At 67.0% G+C, this 16,476-nt stretch carries 19 protein-coding genes; 16 read left to right on the top strand and 3 right to left on the bottom strand.

The annotated features are described in order from the left end of the window. The 16 genes from fliF to QOL79_RS12710 are packed head-to-tail and all read left to right on the top strand — an operon-like array spanning nucleotide 1 to nucleotide 13,364. Entirely contained in the window at nucleotides 1-1,662 is a 1,662-nt protein-coding gene (gene fliF, locus QOL79_RS12785) for a flagellar basal-body MS-ring/collar protein FliF (RefSeq protein WP_283419838.1), read from the top strand. Continuing rightward, on the top strand, nucleotides 1,655-2,692 hold the full coding sequence (locus tag QOL79_RS12780; RefSeq protein WP_283419837.1) for a flagellar motor switch protein FliG: 1,038 nt from the start codon (nucleotides 1,655-1,657) through the stop codon (nucleotides 2,690-2,692). Before fliF ends, QOL79_RS12780 begins: the two co-directional genes overlap by 8 nt. Next, nucleotides 2,685-3,287 carry a FliH/SctL family protein gene (locus QOL79_RS12775; RefSeq protein ID WP_283419836.1) on the top strand — a complete coding sequence of 201 codons (603 nt, stop codon included), beginning with the start codon at nucleotides 2,685-2,687 and terminating at the stop codon, nucleotides 3,285-3,287. Before QOL79_RS12780 ends, QOL79_RS12775 begins: the two co-directional genes overlap by 8 nt. Next, a complete protein-coding gene (locus QOL79_RS12770) occupies nucleotides 3,284-4,615 on the top strand; it encodes a FliI/YscN family ATPase (protein WP_058456375.1) in 1,332 nt (443 codons plus the stop codon). The genes QOL79_RS12775 and QOL79_RS12770 overlap by 4 nt, the downstream gene beginning before the upstream one ends. After that, nucleotides 4,612-5,055 (top strand): hypothetical protein, encoded by a 444-nt coding sequence (locus QOL79_RS12765; protein ID WP_058456376.1) that lies wholly within the window; start codon nucleotides 4,612-4,614, stop codon nucleotides 5,053-5,055. Before QOL79_RS12770 ends, QOL79_RS12765 begins: the two co-directional genes overlap by 4 nt. Next, nucleotides 5,052-6,380 carry a flagellar hook-length control protein FliK gene (locus tag QOL79_RS12760; protein ID WP_283419835.1) on the top strand — a complete coding sequence of 443 codons (1,329 nt, stop codon included), beginning with the start codon at nucleotides 5,052-5,054 and terminating at the stop codon, nucleotides 6,378-6,380. The genes QOL79_RS12765 and QOL79_RS12760 overlap by 4 nt, the downstream gene beginning before the upstream one ends. A 17-nt stretch (nucleotides 6,381-6,397) precedes the next feature. Then, complete coding sequence (locus tag QOL79_RS12755; RefSeq protein WP_282949356.1) at nucleotides 6,398-7,015, top strand: flagellar basal body-associated FliL family protein; 618 nt, start codon at nucleotides 6,398-6,400, stop codon at nucleotides 7,013-7,015. Then, complete coding sequence (locus QOL79_RS12750) at nucleotides 7,012-7,926, top strand: FliM/FliN family flagellar motor switch protein (RefSeq protein ID WP_058456578.1); 915 nt, start codon at nucleotides 7,012-7,014, stop codon at nucleotides 7,924-7,926. Before QOL79_RS12755 ends, QOL79_RS12750 begins: the two co-directional genes overlap by 4 nt. Beyond that, nucleotides 7,919-8,251 carry a flagellar motor switch protein FliN gene (fliN, locus tag QOL79_RS12745; RefSeq protein WP_058456577.1) on the top strand — a complete coding sequence of 111 codons (333 nt, stop codon included), beginning with the start codon at nucleotides 7,919-7,921 and terminating at the stop codon, nucleotides 8,249-8,251. The genes QOL79_RS12750 and fliN overlap by 8 nt, the downstream gene beginning before the upstream one ends. Next, nucleotides 8,251-8,532, top strand: a complete 282-nt coding sequence (locus tag QOL79_RS12740; protein ID WP_058456576.1) for a flagellar biosynthetic protein FliO — start codon at nucleotides 8,251-8,253, stop codon at nucleotides 8,530-8,532. Before fliN ends, QOL79_RS12740 begins: the two co-directional genes overlap by 1 nt. Further along, entirely contained in the window at nucleotides 8,522-9,322 is an 801-nt protein-coding gene (gene fliP / locus QOL79_RS12735) for a flagellar type III secretion system pore protein FliP (RefSeq protein ID WP_283419834.1), read from the top strand. The genes QOL79_RS12740 and fliP overlap by 11 nt, the downstream gene beginning before the upstream one ends. A 3-nt stretch (nucleotides 9,323-9,325) precedes the next feature. Continuing rightward, nucleotides 9,326-9,595 carry a flagellar biosynthetic protein FliQ gene (locus QOL79_RS12730; RefSeq protein ID WP_058456574.1) on the top strand — a complete coding sequence of 90 codons (270 nt, stop codon included), beginning with the start codon at nucleotides 9,326-9,328 and terminating at the stop codon, nucleotides 9,593-9,595. A 9-nt stretch (nucleotides 9,596-9,604) separates the two neighbouring features. Continuing rightward, nucleotides 9,605-10,387: a flagellar biosynthetic protein FliR gene (gene fliR, locus QOL79_RS12725; RefSeq protein ID WP_204992153.1), complete on the top strand. Its 783-nt coding sequence runs from the start codon at nucleotides 9,605-9,607 to the stop codon at nucleotides 10,385-10,387. Between the two features lie 3 nt (nucleotides 10,388-10,390). Next, nucleotides 10,391-11,530 carry a flagellar type III secretion system protein FlhB gene (flhB, locus tag QOL79_RS12720; RefSeq protein WP_283419833.1) on the top strand — a complete coding sequence of 380 codons (1,140 nt, stop codon included), beginning with the start codon at nucleotides 10,391-10,393 and terminating at the stop codon, nucleotides 11,528-11,530. Nucleotides 11,531-11,589: 59 nt separating this feature from the next. Beyond that, nucleotides 11,590-12,960 (top strand): flagellar filament capping protein FliD, encoded by a 1,371-nt coding sequence (fliD, locus tag QOL79_RS12715; protein WP_204992151.1) that lies wholly within the window; start codon nucleotides 11,590-11,592, stop codon nucleotides 12,958-12,960. An 8-nt stretch (nucleotides 12,961-12,968) separates the two neighbouring features. Continuing rightward, on the top strand, nucleotides 12,969-13,364 hold the full coding sequence (locus QOL79_RS12710; RefSeq protein WP_058456590.1) for a flagellar export chaperone FliS: 396 nt from the start codon (nucleotides 12,969-12,971) through the stop codon (nucleotides 13,362-13,364). Between the two features lie 129 nt (nucleotides 13,365-13,493). Here the strand turns inward: QOL79_RS12710 and QOL79_RS12705 are convergent, their stop codons facing one another. From QOL79_RS12705 to motA, 3 genes are all read right to left on the bottom strand, one after another. Beyond that, nucleotides 13,494-14,558 (bottom strand): sigma-54 interaction domain-containing protein, encoded by a 1,065-nt coding sequence (locus QOL79_RS12705; protein ID WP_283419832.1) that lies wholly within the window; start codon nucleotides 14,556-14,558, stop codon nucleotides 13,494-13,496. A 181-nt stretch (nucleotides 14,559-14,739) separates the two neighbouring features. Further along, on the bottom strand, nucleotides 14,740-15,597 hold the full coding sequence (locus tag QOL79_RS12700) for a flagellar motor protein MotB (RefSeq protein WP_283419831.1): 858 nt from the start codon (nucleotides 15,595-15,597) through the stop codon (nucleotides 14,740-14,742). Then, nucleotides 15,597-16,460, bottom strand: a complete 864-nt coding sequence (gene motA, locus QOL79_RS12695) for a flagellar motor stator protein MotA (RefSeq protein ID WP_204992149.1) — start codon at nucleotides 16,458-16,460, stop codon at nucleotides 15,597-15,599. The genes QOL79_RS12700 and motA overlap by 1 nt, the downstream gene beginning before the upstream one ends. Nucleotides 16,461-16,476 lie beyond the last annotated feature (16 nt).

Here is a 16,476-nt window from a genome sequence, read left to right as displayed (position 1 = left end):
ATGGCCGATACCCAGACCCTCGTCCCCGTCGATCCCACCCCGAACCGCCTGCCGGTCCCCGGCCTCGGCGGCCGCTTTGCGCCGGTGCAGGATTTCGTCCGCCAGCCCGCCGTGCAGCGCGCGCTGCCGATGATCGCGACCAGCGCCGCCATCGGTATCGCCGCGCTCGCCTATTTCATGACGACCACCGCCCCGCAGGCCCAGCTCTTCGCCGGGCTCGACGACAGCGACAAGGCGGCCGTCGCCGACGCGCTGCAGTCGCAGGGGATCGCGCACGCGATCGATCCGACCACCGGATCGCTGACCGTCGACGCCGACAAGCTCTATCAGGCGCGCATCGCGCTCGCCGGCCAGGGTCTGCCCAAGGCGCAGCCGAGCGGCGACAGCCTGATCGCCTCGCTGCCGATGGGATCGAGCCGCGCGATCGAAGGCGAAACGCTGCGCTCGGCGCGCGAGGCGGACCTCTCGCGCACGATCGAGACGATCGACGCGGTCAAGGTCGCGCGCGTTCATATCGCCGCCGCCGAACCCAGCCTCTTCGTCCGCGAGGACAAGCCCGCGACCGCATCGGTGATGCTGACGCTGCAGAACGGCCGCTCGCTTTCGGACGGGCAGGTCCAGGCCATCCGCTTTCTCGTCGCGTCGTCGGTTCCCGGAATGAACGCCGACGAGGTGCAGGTGATCGACCAGCGCGGGTCGCTGCTGAGCGACGGCGTGTCGAACGCCGACATGAAATCCTTCCAGCTCCAGACGCAGATGGAGGAGCGCTTCCGCCGCGCGCTCGACACTTTGCTCGGGCCGATGCTCGGCGCCGGCAACTATAGCGTCGAGGTCCACGCCGATGTCGACATGTCGGAAAGCCAGGCGACGCGCGAAAGCTTTCCCAAGGACGACCGGGCACTGACCAGCGAACAGGTCACGCGCACCGTCAGCGGCGAAGGCAATGCGCCCGCCGTCGGCATTCCCGGCGCACTTTCGAACCAGCCGCCGCAGGCGTCGACCGTCACCGACACCGCGCCGCTGCCCTCGGCACCGGGCGCGCCGGCTCCGACGCAAACGAACAGCAACGAGAATGCGACCCGTGCCTATGAGGTCGGCCGCGAGATTTCGGTCACGCACCAGCCGCAGGGCCAGCTTCGCCGCGTTTCGGTCGCGGTCGCGCTCAACCAGGGCAAGAAGGCGCTGACGCAGGCCGACATCGCGAAAATCGATGCGCTGGTGAAGGGCGCGGTCGGTTATGACGCGACGCGCGGCGACCAGGTCGCGATCAGCCAGCGTCCATTCGCCACGGTCGAGGACGCGGCCCCCGCTTTCTACGACGCCCCCTGGTTCCTGCCGCTGCTGAAGCAGGTCGGCGCGGTGCTCGCCGCGATCCTCGCCTTCTTCTTCATCGGGCGGCCGATGATCAAGGCCGCGAAGACGCGCGCCGTCCAACGCGCCGAGCGCGAGACCCAGCTCGAAGAGACGCTGCTGGCGGTCGCCGACAATCAGGCGACGCGCGCCGCGAGCCAGCGCCCGAGCAACGAGATCACGCTCGAGATGATCGAGGCGGCGCCGAGCTATGAGGCACGCGCCAACCTTGTCCGTGCCTTTGTCCGTCAGGACTCGGCGCGCGCCGCGCTCGTCGTCCGCCAGCTGATGCAGGAGGGTGCCCGTGGCTGACGAAATCGACACCCTCGACAACCCCGTCAGCGCCAAGCCGACGATCGAGGGCGCCTCGGCCGCCGCGATTTTGCTGATGCTGCTCGACGAAAGCGAAGCGGCGACGATCCTCAAGCATCTCGATGCCGACGAGGTTCGCCAGCTCGCGCGCTCGATGTTCGACTCGGCGAACGCCAGCGAGACGCAGATCGACCTCGCACTCAGCCATTTCGTGTCCGAAAGCCGCAACGTCAGCGCGCTCGCCGTCGGCGCCGACACGCGCATCCGCACCGTGATCCACGAAGCGGTCGGCAACGTCCGCGCCGACAACATCCTCGCCGCCGTCGCGCCGCAGTCGAGCGCCGCGTCGCTCGAAATGCTGCGCTGGATGGACGTCGATGCGATCAGCGCGCTGCTCGCCAACGAACATCCGCAGGTCGGCGCGCTGATCCTGTCGGTGCTCGTTCCCGATGTCGCGGCGCGCGCGATCGAGACCCTCGACGAGGCGCTGCAGTCCGAACTGGTCCTGCGCGCGGCGCAACTCACCGCAGTTCCCGCCGCCGCGATCGAAGATCTCGAATCGGTCCTCGCCGCCGCCAATGTCAGCGGCCAGCGCGTCGCGAAGCAGCCGATCGGCGGCCCGAGCGACGTCGCGAAGATCATGAAGAAGATGCCGAAGCAGCTCAGCGAACGTACGATCCGCGCGCTCAAGAAGCAGGACAAGCTGCTCGCCCAGATCATCGAAGAGGAAATGTTCATTTTCGAAAACCTTCGCGATCTCGATGCCAAGAGCCTCGGCACCGTGCTCCGTTCGGTCGACGCGGCGCAGCTCGCGATCGCGCTCAAGGGCACCGACGCCGATATGGTCGACCGCTGCCTCGCCACCATGTCGAAGCGCGCGTCGGAAACGATCCGCGACGAAATGGCGGAGATGACGATGGTCAAGCGCGTCGACGTCGACGAGGCGCAGAAGGCGATCATGCAGGTTGTGCGCCAGATGGCGTCATCGGGCGAGATCATGATCGCGGGCGCCGGAGACGATTATGTCTGACCGCGCCGCCGAAACCACCGCCATCTCGCTGGCCGCCGTCATGGCGCAGAGCCGCGGCTTCCGCCCGATGCAATTCGGCATGGCGCGCGCCGCCGAGATCGTGCCGGTCGAACGCTTCGATGCCGAAGGAGCCCCCGCCGACGATCCGTTCGCGCTCGGCTTGGCCGAGGGCCAGCGCCTCGCCGAAGCGGGCTTTGCGATCGAACGCGACCATCTGCTCGCACTCGTCGCCGGCGCCGAGGCGCTGCAGGACGAACCGAGCGAGGAGCTTGCGCAGCTCATCGCCGAAACGGTCGAGCGGCTCGTCCGTCAGATCGTCGAAAGCGCGCCGATCGACGGCGACTGGCTCCGCGCGCAGGCCGAAACCGCCGCGGCGATGGTCGCCGAAGCCGACAAGGCGCGCACCCTGTGGGTCAATCCCGCCGATGCCGCGCTGCTGATGGACGCGCCGATCGCGCTGCCGATCGAAGCCGATCCGTCGATGACGCGCGGCACCGTGCGCATCGAAACCTCGGCCGGCTGGATCGAACATGGCCGCGCCGTCTATTTGAACGAATTGCGCGCCGCGCTCGGCAGCGACGGACCCGCCGCATGACGCGCCGCCTCGCCATGACCGCGCAGCAGCTTCTGACGCCCGTCGAACTCGGCGACGCGAGCCCGCGCCGCATCGGCACGCTCGTCGCGCACGAAGGCATCATGCTCGAGGTGTCGGGTTTCCCTCAGCCGCTCGGCAGCAATGTTCGCATCAAGTCGGCGAACAATGACTATGTCTATGGCGAGGTCGTCGGCTTTCGCGGTCACCGCAGCCTCGTCCTGCCGTTCGACACTAATATGCCGCTCGTCACCGGCGCGCCGGTCGAGCCGCACGGCGCCTCCTCGATGGTCACCGTCGGCAAGGCGCTGCTCGGCCGCATTATCGATGCGCAGGGCAATCCGCTCGACGGCCGCCCGCCGGTCAAGTCGCATTTCCAGTGGCCGCTCGCCGGCCGCAAGGTCAATCCGCTGCGCCGCGGCCGCGTGACCAGGCCGCTCAACATGGGCGTGCGCGCGATCAACGGCCTGCTCACCGTCGGCGAAGGCCAGCGCGTCGCGATCATCGCGGGCTCGGGCGTCGGCAAGTCAGTGCTGATGGGCCAGATGATCGCGGGTACCGAATGCGACGTGATCGTCGTCGGCCTGATCGGCGAGCGCAGCCGCGAGGTCAGCGACTTCGTCGAAACCAAGCTGCCGCCCGCGGTCCGCAAGAAGTCGGTCGTCGTCGCGGTTCCCGCCGACCATCCGCCGCTGCTGCGCCTCCGCGCCGCAATGCGCGCAACCGCGATTGCCGAAAGCTTCCGCGCCGACGGCAAGAAGGTGCTGCTGCTGATCGACAGCCTGACCCGCGTCGCGCACGCGCAGCGCGAGATCGGCCTGACGCTCGGCGAACCGCCGACGATGAAGGGCTATCCGCCATCGACCTTCGCGCTGATCCCCTCGCTCGTCGAGCGCGCGGGCAACGACAATGCGACCGGCGGCTCGATCACCGCGCTCTACACCGTCCTTGCCGACGGCGGCGACATCGACGACCCCGTCGTCGACTCGGCGCGCGCGATCGTCGATGGTCACATCATCCTGTCGCGCCAGCTCGCCGAACAGGGCGTCTATCCCGCGATCGACGTCGCCCGGTCGCTGTCGCGCACGATGGCCGATTCGGTCGATCCCGACCATGCGCTCGCCGCCGCCCGCTTTCGCCAGCTCTGGTCGGCGTATGAAGAGAATCGCGATCTGATGCTGATGGGCGCTTATGTCGCCGGCGCCGATCCGGTGCTCGACGAAGCGATCGCGCGCCGCGCCGACCAGCTCGCCTTCGTATGCCAGGCCGCCAGCGGCCAGATCGATTTTGCCTCCTCCCGCCAAGCCCTGATTGAAGGATTTTCCGCATGAACGCCCGCACCGCACGCCGCAAACGTATCATCCGCGTGCGCACCGTCGAACATCAGATGGCGGAAGCCAATCTCGCGCGCGCTACCGGCGAGCTCGCGAGCCTCGTCGAACTGTCGAAGCGTCTCGAAACGCTGCGCGCCGACCTCGCGATGGCCAAGGGCGAAGTCGCGGGCCGCGCCCTCAACACGATTGGAGAGCTCGGGATGCGGCTCGACATGGCGAAGGAAAATCTCGTCGCGCCGCTCGTCAATGCGAGCAGCCGCCGCGACCAGGCCGGAGTCGTGGCGCAGAGCGCGATGGTGAAGGAAGAATCGGCGGTTCGCCTCTACGAGCGCAGCCGCCTGTCCGACGTGCGTGAGCAGGAACGCCGCACCGACGCGAACCGCCCGCATCGCCGCCGCGCGATGAGCCTGCGCCTGCTCGACGGCGGTGCGGCATGATGGCCTCGCTTCCCCAGACCCCGGCGCACCACGGCGTCGCCTCGATCCTCGCCGCGCTCGGCGCCGCCGCGCCCGCGAACGAGAGCGGCGTCGATGGCGGTTTCGGCCAACTTCTCGCGAATATGCCGACCGCGACATCGGCCGCACCGGTCGCCGCCAATCTCTTCGGCGCCCAGACTCCCGTTGAGTCCGGCGCCCCGGCCGCGCTGCCGGTCTTCGTCGTATCTGCCGACGCCAACAGGTTGCCCACCCCCGCAACGACCCCCGCAACGCCCTCCGCCCCGCCCGCGGCGGCACTGTTCGGGCTGCCGCAACTCGCCGTCGATACACCGGTCGACGCCGCGCTTCCGGACCAGCCGACCGTCAAGGTTCCGACGGCAGCGACTGCCGAGGCGGCCTCCACCGCCGATGCCGCTGCAGCGGCCGCCAGCCTGCTGATCGCGGCCGCCACGCCGGTCAAGGCGGCGACCCCCGCGAACGACAAGGCCGCGCCGACCGCGCAGGACGAAACCGACGGGTCCGTCGATGGCGCAGCAGGGACCGCCACGCCCGCTCCGGTCCTTCCTCCGGTCGCTGTGACCGTCGAAACGCCGGCCGTCGCCACCGTGATCGCCGCCTCGATGCCTACAGCGGACAAGACGGTCGCAGAAAAGGTTTCGAAGCCTGCCGCGCCCACGTCGCCGTCGCGCGCGGCCGACCCGGTGCTGCCGGCGGCTGCAGGCAAGGCCGCCGAGACCGCACCGACCCAGCTCACCACCGCCGTCACCGTCGAACCCAAGGCCGCCAAGCCGGTGGTCGATGCCGGCGCCTCGATGGCCGTGCTCTTCGCCCAGCCCGACCTCCAGGGGGCCGCGCCGCTGACCGAGGCCGCGAAGGCCGCGCCGGTCGCCGAGCGCGTGCTCGACACCGCCAGCGACGACCAATGGATCGCGCAGCTCGCCGCCGACATCGCAGCGACCAAATCCGACAAGGGCGAACTCAGCTTCCGCCTGATGCCGCGCCATCTCGGCCGCCTCGATGTGTCGATGCTGGCGGGCGACGAGGGCGTCACGCTGCGCCTCGACACGCAGCATGAAGCGACCGCGACGATCGTCCAGACCGCACAGCCGCGCCTCGTCGAGGATCTGCGCCAGCAGGGCGTGCGCGTCGCCGAAGCGCAAGTGACGCACACCCCGGCCGACGCCGGGCGCCAGCAGATGCAGCAGCACCAGGGTCAGGGCCGCGGCCCCGCCCCTGATGCGAGCCACCTCATCGAAACCGCCGCCGAGCGGCACGACAGCGAAACCGACGAACGCACCGCGGGCCACCGCGGCCGCTTTGCCTGACCAGGAAGGACCTGACCATGAGCAAGGAAAAAGCCCCTGAGGGCGCCGAACCCAAAAAGGGCGGCAAGATGAAAAAACTGCTGATGCTTGGCATCGGCGGCACCGCGCTGATCAGCGCGGGCGCGGGCGCCGGCATCTATCTGGGCGGCGGCCTTGGCGGCCATGAAGCGAAGCCCGAGGATCATTATCCGAAGCTTGTCGTGCGCACCGAGGGCGAGGAAGCCGCCGCTGCCGAAGGCGAAGAGGGCAAGGAACCCGCGCCGAAGGTCGGCACCGTCTCGGTCCCGAACGACCGCTTCAAGGTCGATCCGCGCAAATATGAGATCACCTATTACCCGATGACCGATGCCTTCACGACCAACCTCGCCGACGGCTCGGGCTTCCTGCAGGTCGGGATCAGCCTGTCGACCTTCTACGACGGCAAGGTGATCAGCAACATCAAGCGCCAGCAGGTGCCGATCCGTTCGGCGGTACTGATGGTGCTCGCCGAACAGGATCCGGCCCTGCTATCGACCTCGCAGGGCAAGCAGCAGCTCCAGCGCCAGCTGACCAATGCGATCAACGACGTCCTTCGCGACAAGGAAGGCTTTGGCGGGATCGACAATGTCTATTTCACGAGCCTGGTGATCCAGTGAGCCTCGAACCGAAACCCGTCGACACCTCGGCGAAGCTGGCGGCCGACGCAAAGGCGTCGCTGCTGCTCCGCAAGGCGGAGGACAGCTATGCCTTCCCGGTGCTCGACAGCGTCGGCAACCAGTTCGCGCGTAGCTTGCGCGATCTTGTCCGTGCGCTGGGCGCGCCGACGGTCAATGTCGAACGCGCGCCCGCGGTGCAGATGCGGTTCGCCGACTGGTGTCAGGAAGTTTCGCCGGGCCTGTTCTGGCGCTATCACGCCCCGCCCCTCAAAGGTCCGGTGCTGCTCGCCGCGACGCGCCCGCTCGTCCTCCAGCTCGTCGATATCTTCTATGGCGGCAAGGGCCAGCTCGGCAGCGAACGCGAAGAACTGACCGACGCCGAAGAGCGTTTCGCCGCGCGCCTCGGCCGCGACATGGGCATGCAGCTCGCCGCGGCGTGGAAAGCCGGGATCGAACCCGAACTCGACTGCGTCACCAGCGATCCTGCAAAGCTTGCGGCGGTCCGCGCCGACGACGAGCTGCTCGTCCAGCGCTTCACGCTCCGCGGCGGGGTTTTCGAGGGCCGCACCATTCTCTGCGCCTATCCGCAGGCCGCGCTGCGCGGAATCGCCGGCGCCGACCCTCTGCCCGAGATGCGCGATGCGCCCGCGATCGACCCCGAATGGACCGCGACTCTCAACAAGGCTCTCAAGACCGTGCGTCTTCCGGTGCGTTCGGTGCTCGCGCGCCCCGAGATTCCGCTCGTAAAATTATTGTCGCTAGAGGTCGGCGATATCATTCCGTTAACCATTCCGCGCAATGTTCCGGTAACCGTCGCCGGCCGCAGTTTCGCGTCCGGCAGCATCGGGGAAGCCAATGGGAATGCTGCCATCATGATTGAGACTATCGAAAAGGGATCGGACCATGACTGACATGAGCGAAGCCCCCGGCCGCACCGACCGCCGCGACAGCCGGACGATCGCCGGCGCGCCCAATTTCGACCTGCTCGCGGGCGTCTCGCTGCGCGTCTCGGTCGAGGTCGGATCGACCTCGATGACGCTCGCCGAACTGCTCGCGCTCTCCGACGGCAGCGTCGTCGAACTCGACCGCGCCGCGAACGAACTCCTCGACATCTATGCCAATGGCACGCTGATCGCGAAGGGCGAGATCGTCAGCGTCGACGGGCGATACGGCATTCAGGTCGCCGAACTCGTCGCGCCCGACCGCGGCATCGCGGGATTCGAGCGGAGAGGCTGATGTTCGAATATATTCTTCGGCTGCTCATCCTGCTGCCGCTCGTCGGCGGCATGGCGTGGGGCAGCCTGTGGCTCTGGAAACGCGTCCAGATGGGCGTGCCGTTGACGCCCGGCGGCGCCAAGCAGGCGCGGCCGGTCGAAATGATCGGCGTGCTGCCGCTCGGCCCCGGCACCAAGCTCGCGGTCGTCGAATTCGCCGGACAGCAGATTCTGCTCGCGGTCTCGCGTGGCAATGTCACCCGCCTCGCCGACAACAGCCAGGGCGACTTCCATGTCGGCTAAGACGCCCGTCAAGGGATTGACGCCGCGTGCCCGCTGGCTGCGCCGTGCCGCGATTGCGGGCGGCATCGCGCTGCTCGCGGCGGCCGCGCCTGCGCTCGCGCAGGAAGCCGAGGCGAGCGGGCTGACCCGCGCGGTCAACGAAATCGGCGGCAACGGCCGCCCGCTGTCGTTGTCGCTGCAAATCCTCGTCCTGATGAGCCTGCTGACGGTGCTGCCGTCGCTGCTCCTGATGATGACCAGCTTCACGCGCATCATCATCGTGCTGTCGATCCTGCGCCACGCGCTCGGGCTCCAGCAGACGCCGCCGAACCAGGTACTCGTCGGCCTCAGCCTTTTCCTGTCGCTGTTCGTGATGCAGCCGGTGATCAGCGAGGTGAACCGCGTCGCGATCGAGCCCTATGGCCAGGAACAGATCGATATCGGCACCGCCGTCACCCGCTCGGGCGACGCGCTGCACGGTTTCATGATGACCCAGACGCGCAAGTCCGACCTGATGATGTTCGCGAAGATCGCCAAGGCGCCGACCTATGCGAGCCCGAAGGACGTGCCCTTCTCGATCCTGCTGCCCGCCTTCGTCACCAGCGAGCTCAAGACCGCCTTCCAGATCGGCTTCCTGATCTTCCTGCCCTTTCTCGTCATCGACCTGATCGTCGCCTCGGCGCTGATGTCGCTGGGCATGATGATGCTGTCGCCGACAGTCATCTCGATGCCCTTCAAGCTGTTGCTCTTCGTCCTCGTCGACGGCTGGGCGCTGACCATGGGCTCGCTTGCCTCCTCTTTCGGGACATAGCCGGTGGAAGCCGATTATTTCGTCGGACTTGCGCAGCAATCCCTTTGGGTACTCGCGCTCGCCTCGGCGCCGATCCTCATCCCGATCCTCGTCGTCGGCGTGCTGCTCGGTATGGTGCAGGCGGCCACCTCGATCAACGAACAGACGTTGAGCTTCGTGCCCAAGCTGATCGTCACCGCGATCTGCCTCGCGATCTTCGGCAGCAGCATCCTCGTGCTGCTCACCGATTTCACCCGCGACTTGTTCGCGGAGATCCCGAATCTGGTCCGCTAGGGCCGCCCGATGGTCCCGGCCGAAATCCCGAATGTCGAAGCGATGCTCCAGCTCTGGATGCTGGGGATGATCCGCCCCGGTGCGGCCTTCATCGCCGCGCCGGTGTTCGGCGCCGCCAATGTGCCGGTGCAGCTTCGCCTCGTCATCGCGCTCGCGGTCGGGGTTCCCGCCGTTGCCGCGTCGGGGATGACGCTGCCGCCCGAAGGCATTGTCTCGGTCCCCGGTTTCCTGATGATCGTCGGCGAGGTCGTGATCGGCCTCGCGATCGGTTTCGTGCTCCAGATGGGGCTCGCCGCCGCGCTGCTCGCGGGCGAAACGATCAGCAACACGATGGGCCTCGGCTTCGCATCGATGGTCGATCCGCTGAGCGGCACGTCGAGCAGCGTCGTCGGGCAATTTCTCTCGATGCTCGCGACCGCGCTCTTCCTTGCCGCCGACGGGCATCTGCTGCTGATCCAGATCATCGTCGACAGCTATAATGCGCTGCCCCCCGGCAACGCCTTTCCGTCCTTCTCCGCGATTGGCGGGTTGCTGCGCTTTGCGAGCCTGATGTTCGCCGCCGGGCTGACGATCGCGTTGCCGGTCGGCTTCGTGCTCGTGCTCGTCCAGATGATCATGGGCGTGATCGGACGATCGGCACCCGCGATGAACCTGTTCGCGGTCGGCCTGCCCGCGACTTTGCTCGCCGGCGTCATCCTGCTCGGGATCGCGACCCCAGCAATGGCCGAGGCGATCGCCCGTTTCCTGTCTGACGCGCTCGACATGGCGCGCGTCCTCGCGGCGGGGCGCTGAGCCATGGCGGGAACGACCGAACGCGACCAGAAGACCGAACAGCCAACCGCCAAGAAGCTCGCCGATTCGGCGCGCGAAGGCGATGTGCTGATGTCGAAGGAGCTCGCGACCGCGCTGATGATGCTCGCGGGCGCCGGATGGCTGTTCGCCGCGGGCGGCTGGCTCGTCCAGTCGGCGGGCGAGCTGTTGAAGCGCGGGCTGACGCTGGGCGCCGACGACGTCGCGCATTTCGCGCCCGGCGAGGCGCTGATGCGCAACGGCGTCGAGATCCTGTTGCCGCTTTCGAGCCTCTTCGCGCTTGCGCTCGTCGCGAGTGTCGCCGCCCCGGCGATGCTCGGTTCGCTCGGTTGGCGTGGCAAGGCGATCGCCTTCAAGGGCAACCGGATGAACCCGCTTTCGGGAATCAAGCGCATCTTCGGTCCGCAAGGCCTGATCGAACTGGTCAAATCGCTCGCCAAGGTGCTGCTGCTCGGCACGATCGGCTATTGGCTCGTCGCGAACAGCCTGCCCGCGATCATGTCGATGGCGCAGGCCGACCTCAACGGCGCGATCGGGCTGGCGGGCAAGTCGGTCGGCCATGCGATGCTCGCAATGGCGGGCGGCCTCGTCGTCATCGCGCTGATCGACGTCCCCGCGCAATGGTATCAGCGCAGCCGCCGCCTGATGATGAGCAAGCAGGAGGTGAAGCAGGAGATGCGCGAATCCGACGGCGCTCCCGAGCTCAAGCAGGCGCAGCGCCAGCGGCAGCACGAAATCCTGAGCGGGTCGGCGCGCAAAGCGGTGGCCGAAGCGACCGTCGTCCTGACCAACCCGACCCATTTCTCGGTCGCGCTCCGCTATCGGCCCGGCCAGGATGCCGCGCCGGTGGTGGTCGCGCGCGGCCGCGGCGACGTCGCGCTGTCGATCCGCGAACTGGCGCGCGGCGCCCGTGTGCCAATCCTCGAATATCCGGCGCTGACCCGCGCGATCTACTTCACCGCGCGCGCCGGGCGGGCGATCCCCGAGGAATTGTTCGTCGCGGTCGCGACCGTCCTCGCCTTCGTCTTCCAGCTCGAACGCGCGGTCGCCGAAGGGCTCTCGAAGCCATCGGTCGATGTGCCGCCGTCGCACCGCTTCGACCCCGAAGGCCGCCGACAAAATTGATCCTTCGGCGCTTAAGACACCGGAATTCCGGCCGTTAAGAAGCTCGAAGGATATTCGTCATGGTTACATCGATCGCCTCTTCGCTCGGCGCCGGGTCGGGAATTGACATCGCAAAGCTGGTCAGCGACCTGTCGTCGGCATCGCGCGAGCCGAAGGTCGCGCGTCTAGGCGGCCTGATCACCGCCAACACGGCGCGGATCAGCGCGGTATCGCAGGCGCGGTCGGATCTTGTCGGCTTTGCCGATTCGCTTGAACAGATGATTTCCGACGGGTCGCTGCGGAGCAAGCCGACAGTGTCGGACGAGAGCGTCCTCTCCGCAACCGCCCGCGCGGGCCTGCAGGCCGACAAATTCGCCGCAACGATTGTCGTCAACAGCCTTGCCCGCGCCCAGAGCAGCTATTCGGGCGTCGTCGCCGACAAGACGGCAGCGATCGGCACCGGCACGATGACCCTGACCGTCAACGGGGTTGCAAAGACGATCACCGTCGGCGCGACGAACAACAGCCTCGAGGGGCTCGCCACCGCGATCAACGCCAGCGGCGCCGGCGTGACCGCGTCGATCATCTCCGACCAGGGCGGCAGCCGCCTGATCCTGAAAGGCGCGACGGGCGCCGCCAACGCCTTCACGCTCACCGCCGACGGCGGCGCCGATCCGGGGCTTGGCGCCTTTGCGACCAATGGCGGCCTCTCGGTCGGCCAGACCGCCGCGAACGCCGAATTCACGCTCGACGGCGTCGCCTTCAGCCGCGCGTCGAACACGATCGACGACGTCGTGCCCGGCATATCGCTGACGCTCAAGAAAGCCGCTCCCGGTCAACCGGTCGACCTTGGGGCGAGCCGCCCGCTCGATCTGATCAAGCAGACCGTTGGCGACTTCGTCGACGTCTATAACCAGCTCAAGAAAAGCCTGCAGGCGGCGTCGAAACTATCGGGGGCAACGACGGGCCTGCGCGAGCTCGAACGCGAGCTCAATACGCTCGTCACCAAGGTGCTCACCAGCCATGGCAGCATCAACCAGCTCTCCGACATCGGCGTCTCGACCACGAAAGACGGGACGCTGACGCTCGACAAGGTCAAGCTCGACGCGGTGCTGGCGTCGGACGCCGGCGCGGTCGAGGGGTTGTTCAATCCCCTTCGCGACGGCACGCACAATCCGGTCAGCGACCCGGGCATCGCGGGCGCGCTCGACGCAATCCGCGACAAGGCGGTGGCGACCGACGGCGCGATCGGCCGGCTCGAGAAATCGCTGGCCGACAAGGGCACCTCGCTGTCGAAGGAACTCGAAAAGGTCGAGACGCGCGAAGCGGCGTACAAGGCACGGCTCGAGAAGCAATATTCGCAGCTCGACGTCAAGCTGAACGCCTTCAAGGCGACGCAGGCCTATCTCGAGCAGCAGATCAAGCTGTGGTCCAATTCCAATAACGATTGATGGTACCGATGACGACCGCCACCGCCTCGACCGTCCGCGCGACCGGACTCTATCGCCGCCTGCAGAACGAAAGCCGGGCAAACGCGGCAGACCCGATCGAACTCGTGACCATGCTCTATGACGAGCTGGAGACGGCGGTGGGCGTACTCGCGGCGATGGTGCGCCAGGGGCAGCGCGTGTCGGCGACCGAACCCGCGCACCGCGCCCGCGCGATCCTGATCGGCCTCGACGTCGGGCTCGATCACGAGAATGGCGGCGACGTCGCCGAGGCACTCGCCCGCGTCTATCGCAGTATGCGGCGCAAGCTCGACAATGCCGTCGCCGCGAACGATGCCGAAGAGCTCGACGAGCTGCTCAAGGGCATCGTCACCGTCAGCTCGGCCTGGCGTCAGCTGCGCCAGTAATGTCTCTCGACCCTGAAAAGGGTTCGGCACCGGCCGCTTCCCTGCTGCCGCCAAAGGTGGGGACAGGCGTCAGAGGGAGGAGTGCGGCCGGTGCCGAATTCAGCGGCGCCGAAACTGGTGGGGTAGTTATCAGGCGGCCTGCTGCTGAACTCCATATTTGCGCATCTTCTCGATCAGCGTCGTGCGCTTGAGGGTCAGGAGGCGTGCGGCCTCCGAGATGATGCCGTCGGCGAGGTCGAGCGCATTGTGGATCTGTTCGAGCTCGATGCTTTCGATTTCGCGCTTAAGGTCGATCGGGCGGCCCGGAGCCGGCGTTTTGGCGAAGGGCATCGGTGCCGACTGTTCGTCGCCGCTGGTTGCGGTGACGGGAGCGGCGGGACGCGGCGCGAAAGCCGCGGTCGGGTTCAACAGGATGGCGACATCGTCGGCGCCGAGCGTTTCGCCGCCATAGAGCACGCTGGCGCGCTCGACGAAGTTCCTGAGTTCGCGGACATTGCCCGGCCAACGATGCTGCATCAGCACCGCGAGCGAAGCGTCATCATAGCGGCATTTGGTTTCGCCGGGCATGTTGCGCTGGAAATGGCGGATCAGCGCCGGAATGTCCTCGACCCGCGCCGCGAGGCTCGGAACCTGCAGGACAACGACGCCGAGGCGGAAGAAAAGATCCTCCCGGAAGCGGCCGTCTGCAATCGCAGTGCCCATATCCTGGTGGGTCGCCGAAATGACGCGGACGTCGACCTTCTTCATCTCGCTGCTGCCGACGCGGACGATCGTCCGGTCTTCGAGCACGCGGAGAAGTTTGACCTGCATGTCGAAGCGCATGTCGCCGATTTCGTCGAGGAAGAGCGTACCGCCCTCGCTGGCTTCGAAATGCCCGATGCGGCGGGCGTGGGCGCCGGTGAAGCTGCCCTTTTCATGCCCGAACAGCTCGGATTCGATGAGGTCGGCGGGAATGGCGCCGCAGTTGATCGCCGAGAAGGCCCTGCCCGAACGGACGCCTTCATCGTGGATCGCGCGGGCGACCAGTTCCTTGCCCGAGCCCGAGGGGCCGCAGAGCATGACCGATGCATTGGAGCGGGCGACCCGCCGGATCATTTCGCGAAGCTGGACCACCGCCGGGCTGTGCCCGATGATCAGCGCCTCAAGCGCCGAGCGATCCTCCCCATTCTGTCCAACAGTCTGCCCCACGGTCATTTTCGTCTCCACCGCGCCCCCCATTCGGCGCCCTCTTGATGGAGACAGAAATTGAGGAAAATGGTAAACGAATGATTATCCAAATTAACACAAGCCATTGAAAATAAAGCATTATTGCCATATTGGCAGCGATGTTGGCGCAATTTGGATGTTTACGAATTCCAATGCTGCCAGATTGGCTCTATTTCTCGTCCCCGACCCGCCAGCCGAGGGTGATCGAGATGCGACGGTTGCGCGGATCGAGCCGGTCGACAGGGTTATAGGGCTCGCGATCGGCGACTCCTTCGATGCGCGCGTAGCGGCTGCCGTCGACCCCCCGATACTCCAGGAAGTTGCGAACCACCTCGGCGCGGTCAACCGACAGGCGCCAGTTGTTCATGCCCGTTTTCGCCGACCAGGGCGCGGCATCGGTATGGCCGCGGATCATCACCCGGTTCGGGGTCTCGGCAATCGGCTTGGCGATCTCGCTGAACAGCTTCGCGCCGGCGGGCGTCAACTGGCTGGTGCCCATTGCGAACATCGAGAAGTCGGCATCGTCGACGACGTCGATGCGCATCCCCTCGGTCGTCACGGTGAAGCGCAGGTTGCGCGCCAGGCGCTTGAGCTCGCCCTTCTTCTGGACCCGCTCCATCATCGATTTCGCGACCTGCGCGAATTTTTCCTTCTCGCGCTCGCGCCCCGCCGCTTCCTTCGGGCCGCCGACCGCGTCCTTGGGGATGGTCAGCGAGCGCGTGCCCGTCTGGCCCGCGCGGTGCGGATAGCGGTCGGCCGAGACGATCGAATCGCCGCCGAACAGGCTTGCGCCGCCGGCGCTCTCCTGCTTGGTCTTGACGATCGTCGGCGCGAAATAGTCGGCGAGCGCCTTGCGCTGCTTCTCGGTCGTCGCGCCGAGCAGCCACATCAGCAGGAAGAAGGCCATCATCGCGGTCACGAAGTCGGCATAGGCGACCTTCCACGCGCCGCCGTGGTGGCCGCCATGGGCTTCCTCGATCACCTTCTTGACGATGATCGGCCGGACGAGGTTGGGACGCGCAGCCACTACCGCCCTCGCATTCCGTCGAAGACTTCGGCAAAGCTCGGCTGGTTATGGTGATCGACACCCGAGCGCGCCGCCTCGATCACCAGCGGCTGCGGATGGCCGTGGAGCGACGCGATGATGAGCTGCTTCACCGTGTGGTAGATGGCGGCGTCGCTTTCGATCACCGCCTTGGCGCGGTTCGCGAACGGGCCGACGAGACCATAGGCCAAGAGTACGCCGAGGAAGGTGCCGACGAGCGCCGATCCGATCATGCCGCCGAGGATCGCCGGCGGCTTGTCGATCGAACCCATCGTCTTCACAACGCCAAGCACTGCGGCGACGATGCCGAGCGCGGGCAGCGCGTCGGCGAGGCCCTGCAGCCCTTCGGCGGGCTTCAGCGCATGGTGGCGATGGCTCTTCAGCGCATTGTCCATGACATCCTCGACCGCGTGCGGATCGAGCGTACCCGACGACACGACGACGAGGCGCAGCGTGTCGCAGATCAGATGGACGAGCGTGTCGTCCTTCAGAAGCCTGGGATACTGCTGGAAGAGCGGCGAAGACTTGGGATCCTCGATGTGCGGCTCGACCGCGACCGGCCCCTCGGTCCGCATCATCTTCATGAGCGTCGAGACGAGCAGGATGACGTCGAGATAGTCCTGCTTCTTGTATTTCGGGCCCTTGAACACAGCACCAAGACCGCCGCCGAGCGCTTTCAGCTCGGCACCCGAATTGCCGATGATCAGCGAGCCGACCGCGGCACCGCCGATGATGAGCATTTCGTGGGGTAGTGCGTGCATGACTGGGCCGAGGTTGCCGCCCGTCAACGCAAAGCCCCCGAAGACCAGCAGGATCAGTACGACGATGCCGACGACGGGAAACATGCGCGCTCAACTCCGT

The sequence above is a fragment of the Sphingopyxis sp. Geo48 genome, from assembly GCF_949769155.1.
GTDB lineage: Bacteria > Pseudomonadota > Alphaproteobacteria > Sphingomonadales > Sphingomonadaceae > Sphingopyxis.
This window is presented reverse-complemented; position numbering and strand designations above follow the sequence as displayed.

Bases quoted from the DNA above. Each gene is read 5' to 3' on its own strand.
- fliF (WP_283419838.1), top strand. From the start codon at position 1: ATGGCCGATACCCAGACCCTCGTCCCCGTCGATCCCACCCCGAACCGC.
- QOL79_RS12775 (WP_283419836.1), top strand. From the start codon at position 2,685: ATGTCTGACCGCGCCGCCGAAACCACCGCCATCTCGCTGGCCGCCGTC.
- QOL79_RS12770 (WP_058456375.1), top strand. From the start codon at position 3,284: ATGACGCGCCGCCTCGCCATGACCGCGCAGCAGCTTCTGACGCCCGTC.
- QOL79_RS12765 (WP_058456376.1), top strand. From the start codon at position 4,612: ATGAACGCCCGCACCGCACGCCGCAAACGTATCATCCGCGTGCGCACC.
- QOL79_RS12760 (WP_283419835.1), top strand. From the start codon at position 5,052: ATGATGGCCTCGCTTCCCCAGACCCCGGCGCACCACGGCGTCGCCTCG.
- QOL79_RS12755 (WP_282949356.1), top strand. From the start codon at position 6,398: ATGAGCAAGGAAAAAGCCCCTGAGGGCGCCGAACCCAAAAAGGGCGGC.
- fliN (WP_058456577.1), top strand. From the start codon at position 7,919: ATGACTGACATGAGCGAAGCCCCCGGCCGCACCGACCGCCGCGACAGC.
- QOL79_RS12740 (WP_058456576.1), top strand. From the start codon at position 8,251: ATGTTCGAATATATTCTTCGGCTGCTCATCCTGCTGCCGCTCGTCGGC.
- fliP (WP_283419834.1), top strand. From the start codon at position 8,522: ATGTCGGCTAAGACGCCCGTCAAGGGATTGACGCCGCGTGCCCGCTGG.
- fliR (WP_204992153.1), top strand. From the start codon at position 9,605: ATGGTCCCGGCCGAAATCCCGAATGTCGAAGCGATGCTCCAGCTCTGG.
- flhB (WP_283419833.1), top strand. From the start codon at position 10,391: ATGGCGGGAACGACCGAACGCGACCAGAAGACCGAACAGCCAACCGCC.
- fliD (WP_204992151.1), top strand. From the start codon at position 11,590: ATGGTTACATCGATCGCCTCTTCGCTCGGCGCCGGGTCGGGAATTGAC.
- QOL79_RS12710 (WP_058456590.1), top strand. From the start codon at position 12,969: ATGACGACCGCCACCGCCTCGACCGTCCGCGCGACCGGACTCTATCGC.
- QOL79_RS12705 (WP_283419832.1), bottom strand. From the start codon at position 14,558: ATGACCGTGGGGCAGACTGTTGGACAGAATGGGGAGGATCGCTCGGCG.
- motA (WP_204992149.1), bottom strand. From the start codon at position 16,460: ATGTTTCCCGTCGTCGGCATCGTCGTACTGATCCTGCTGGTCTTCGGG.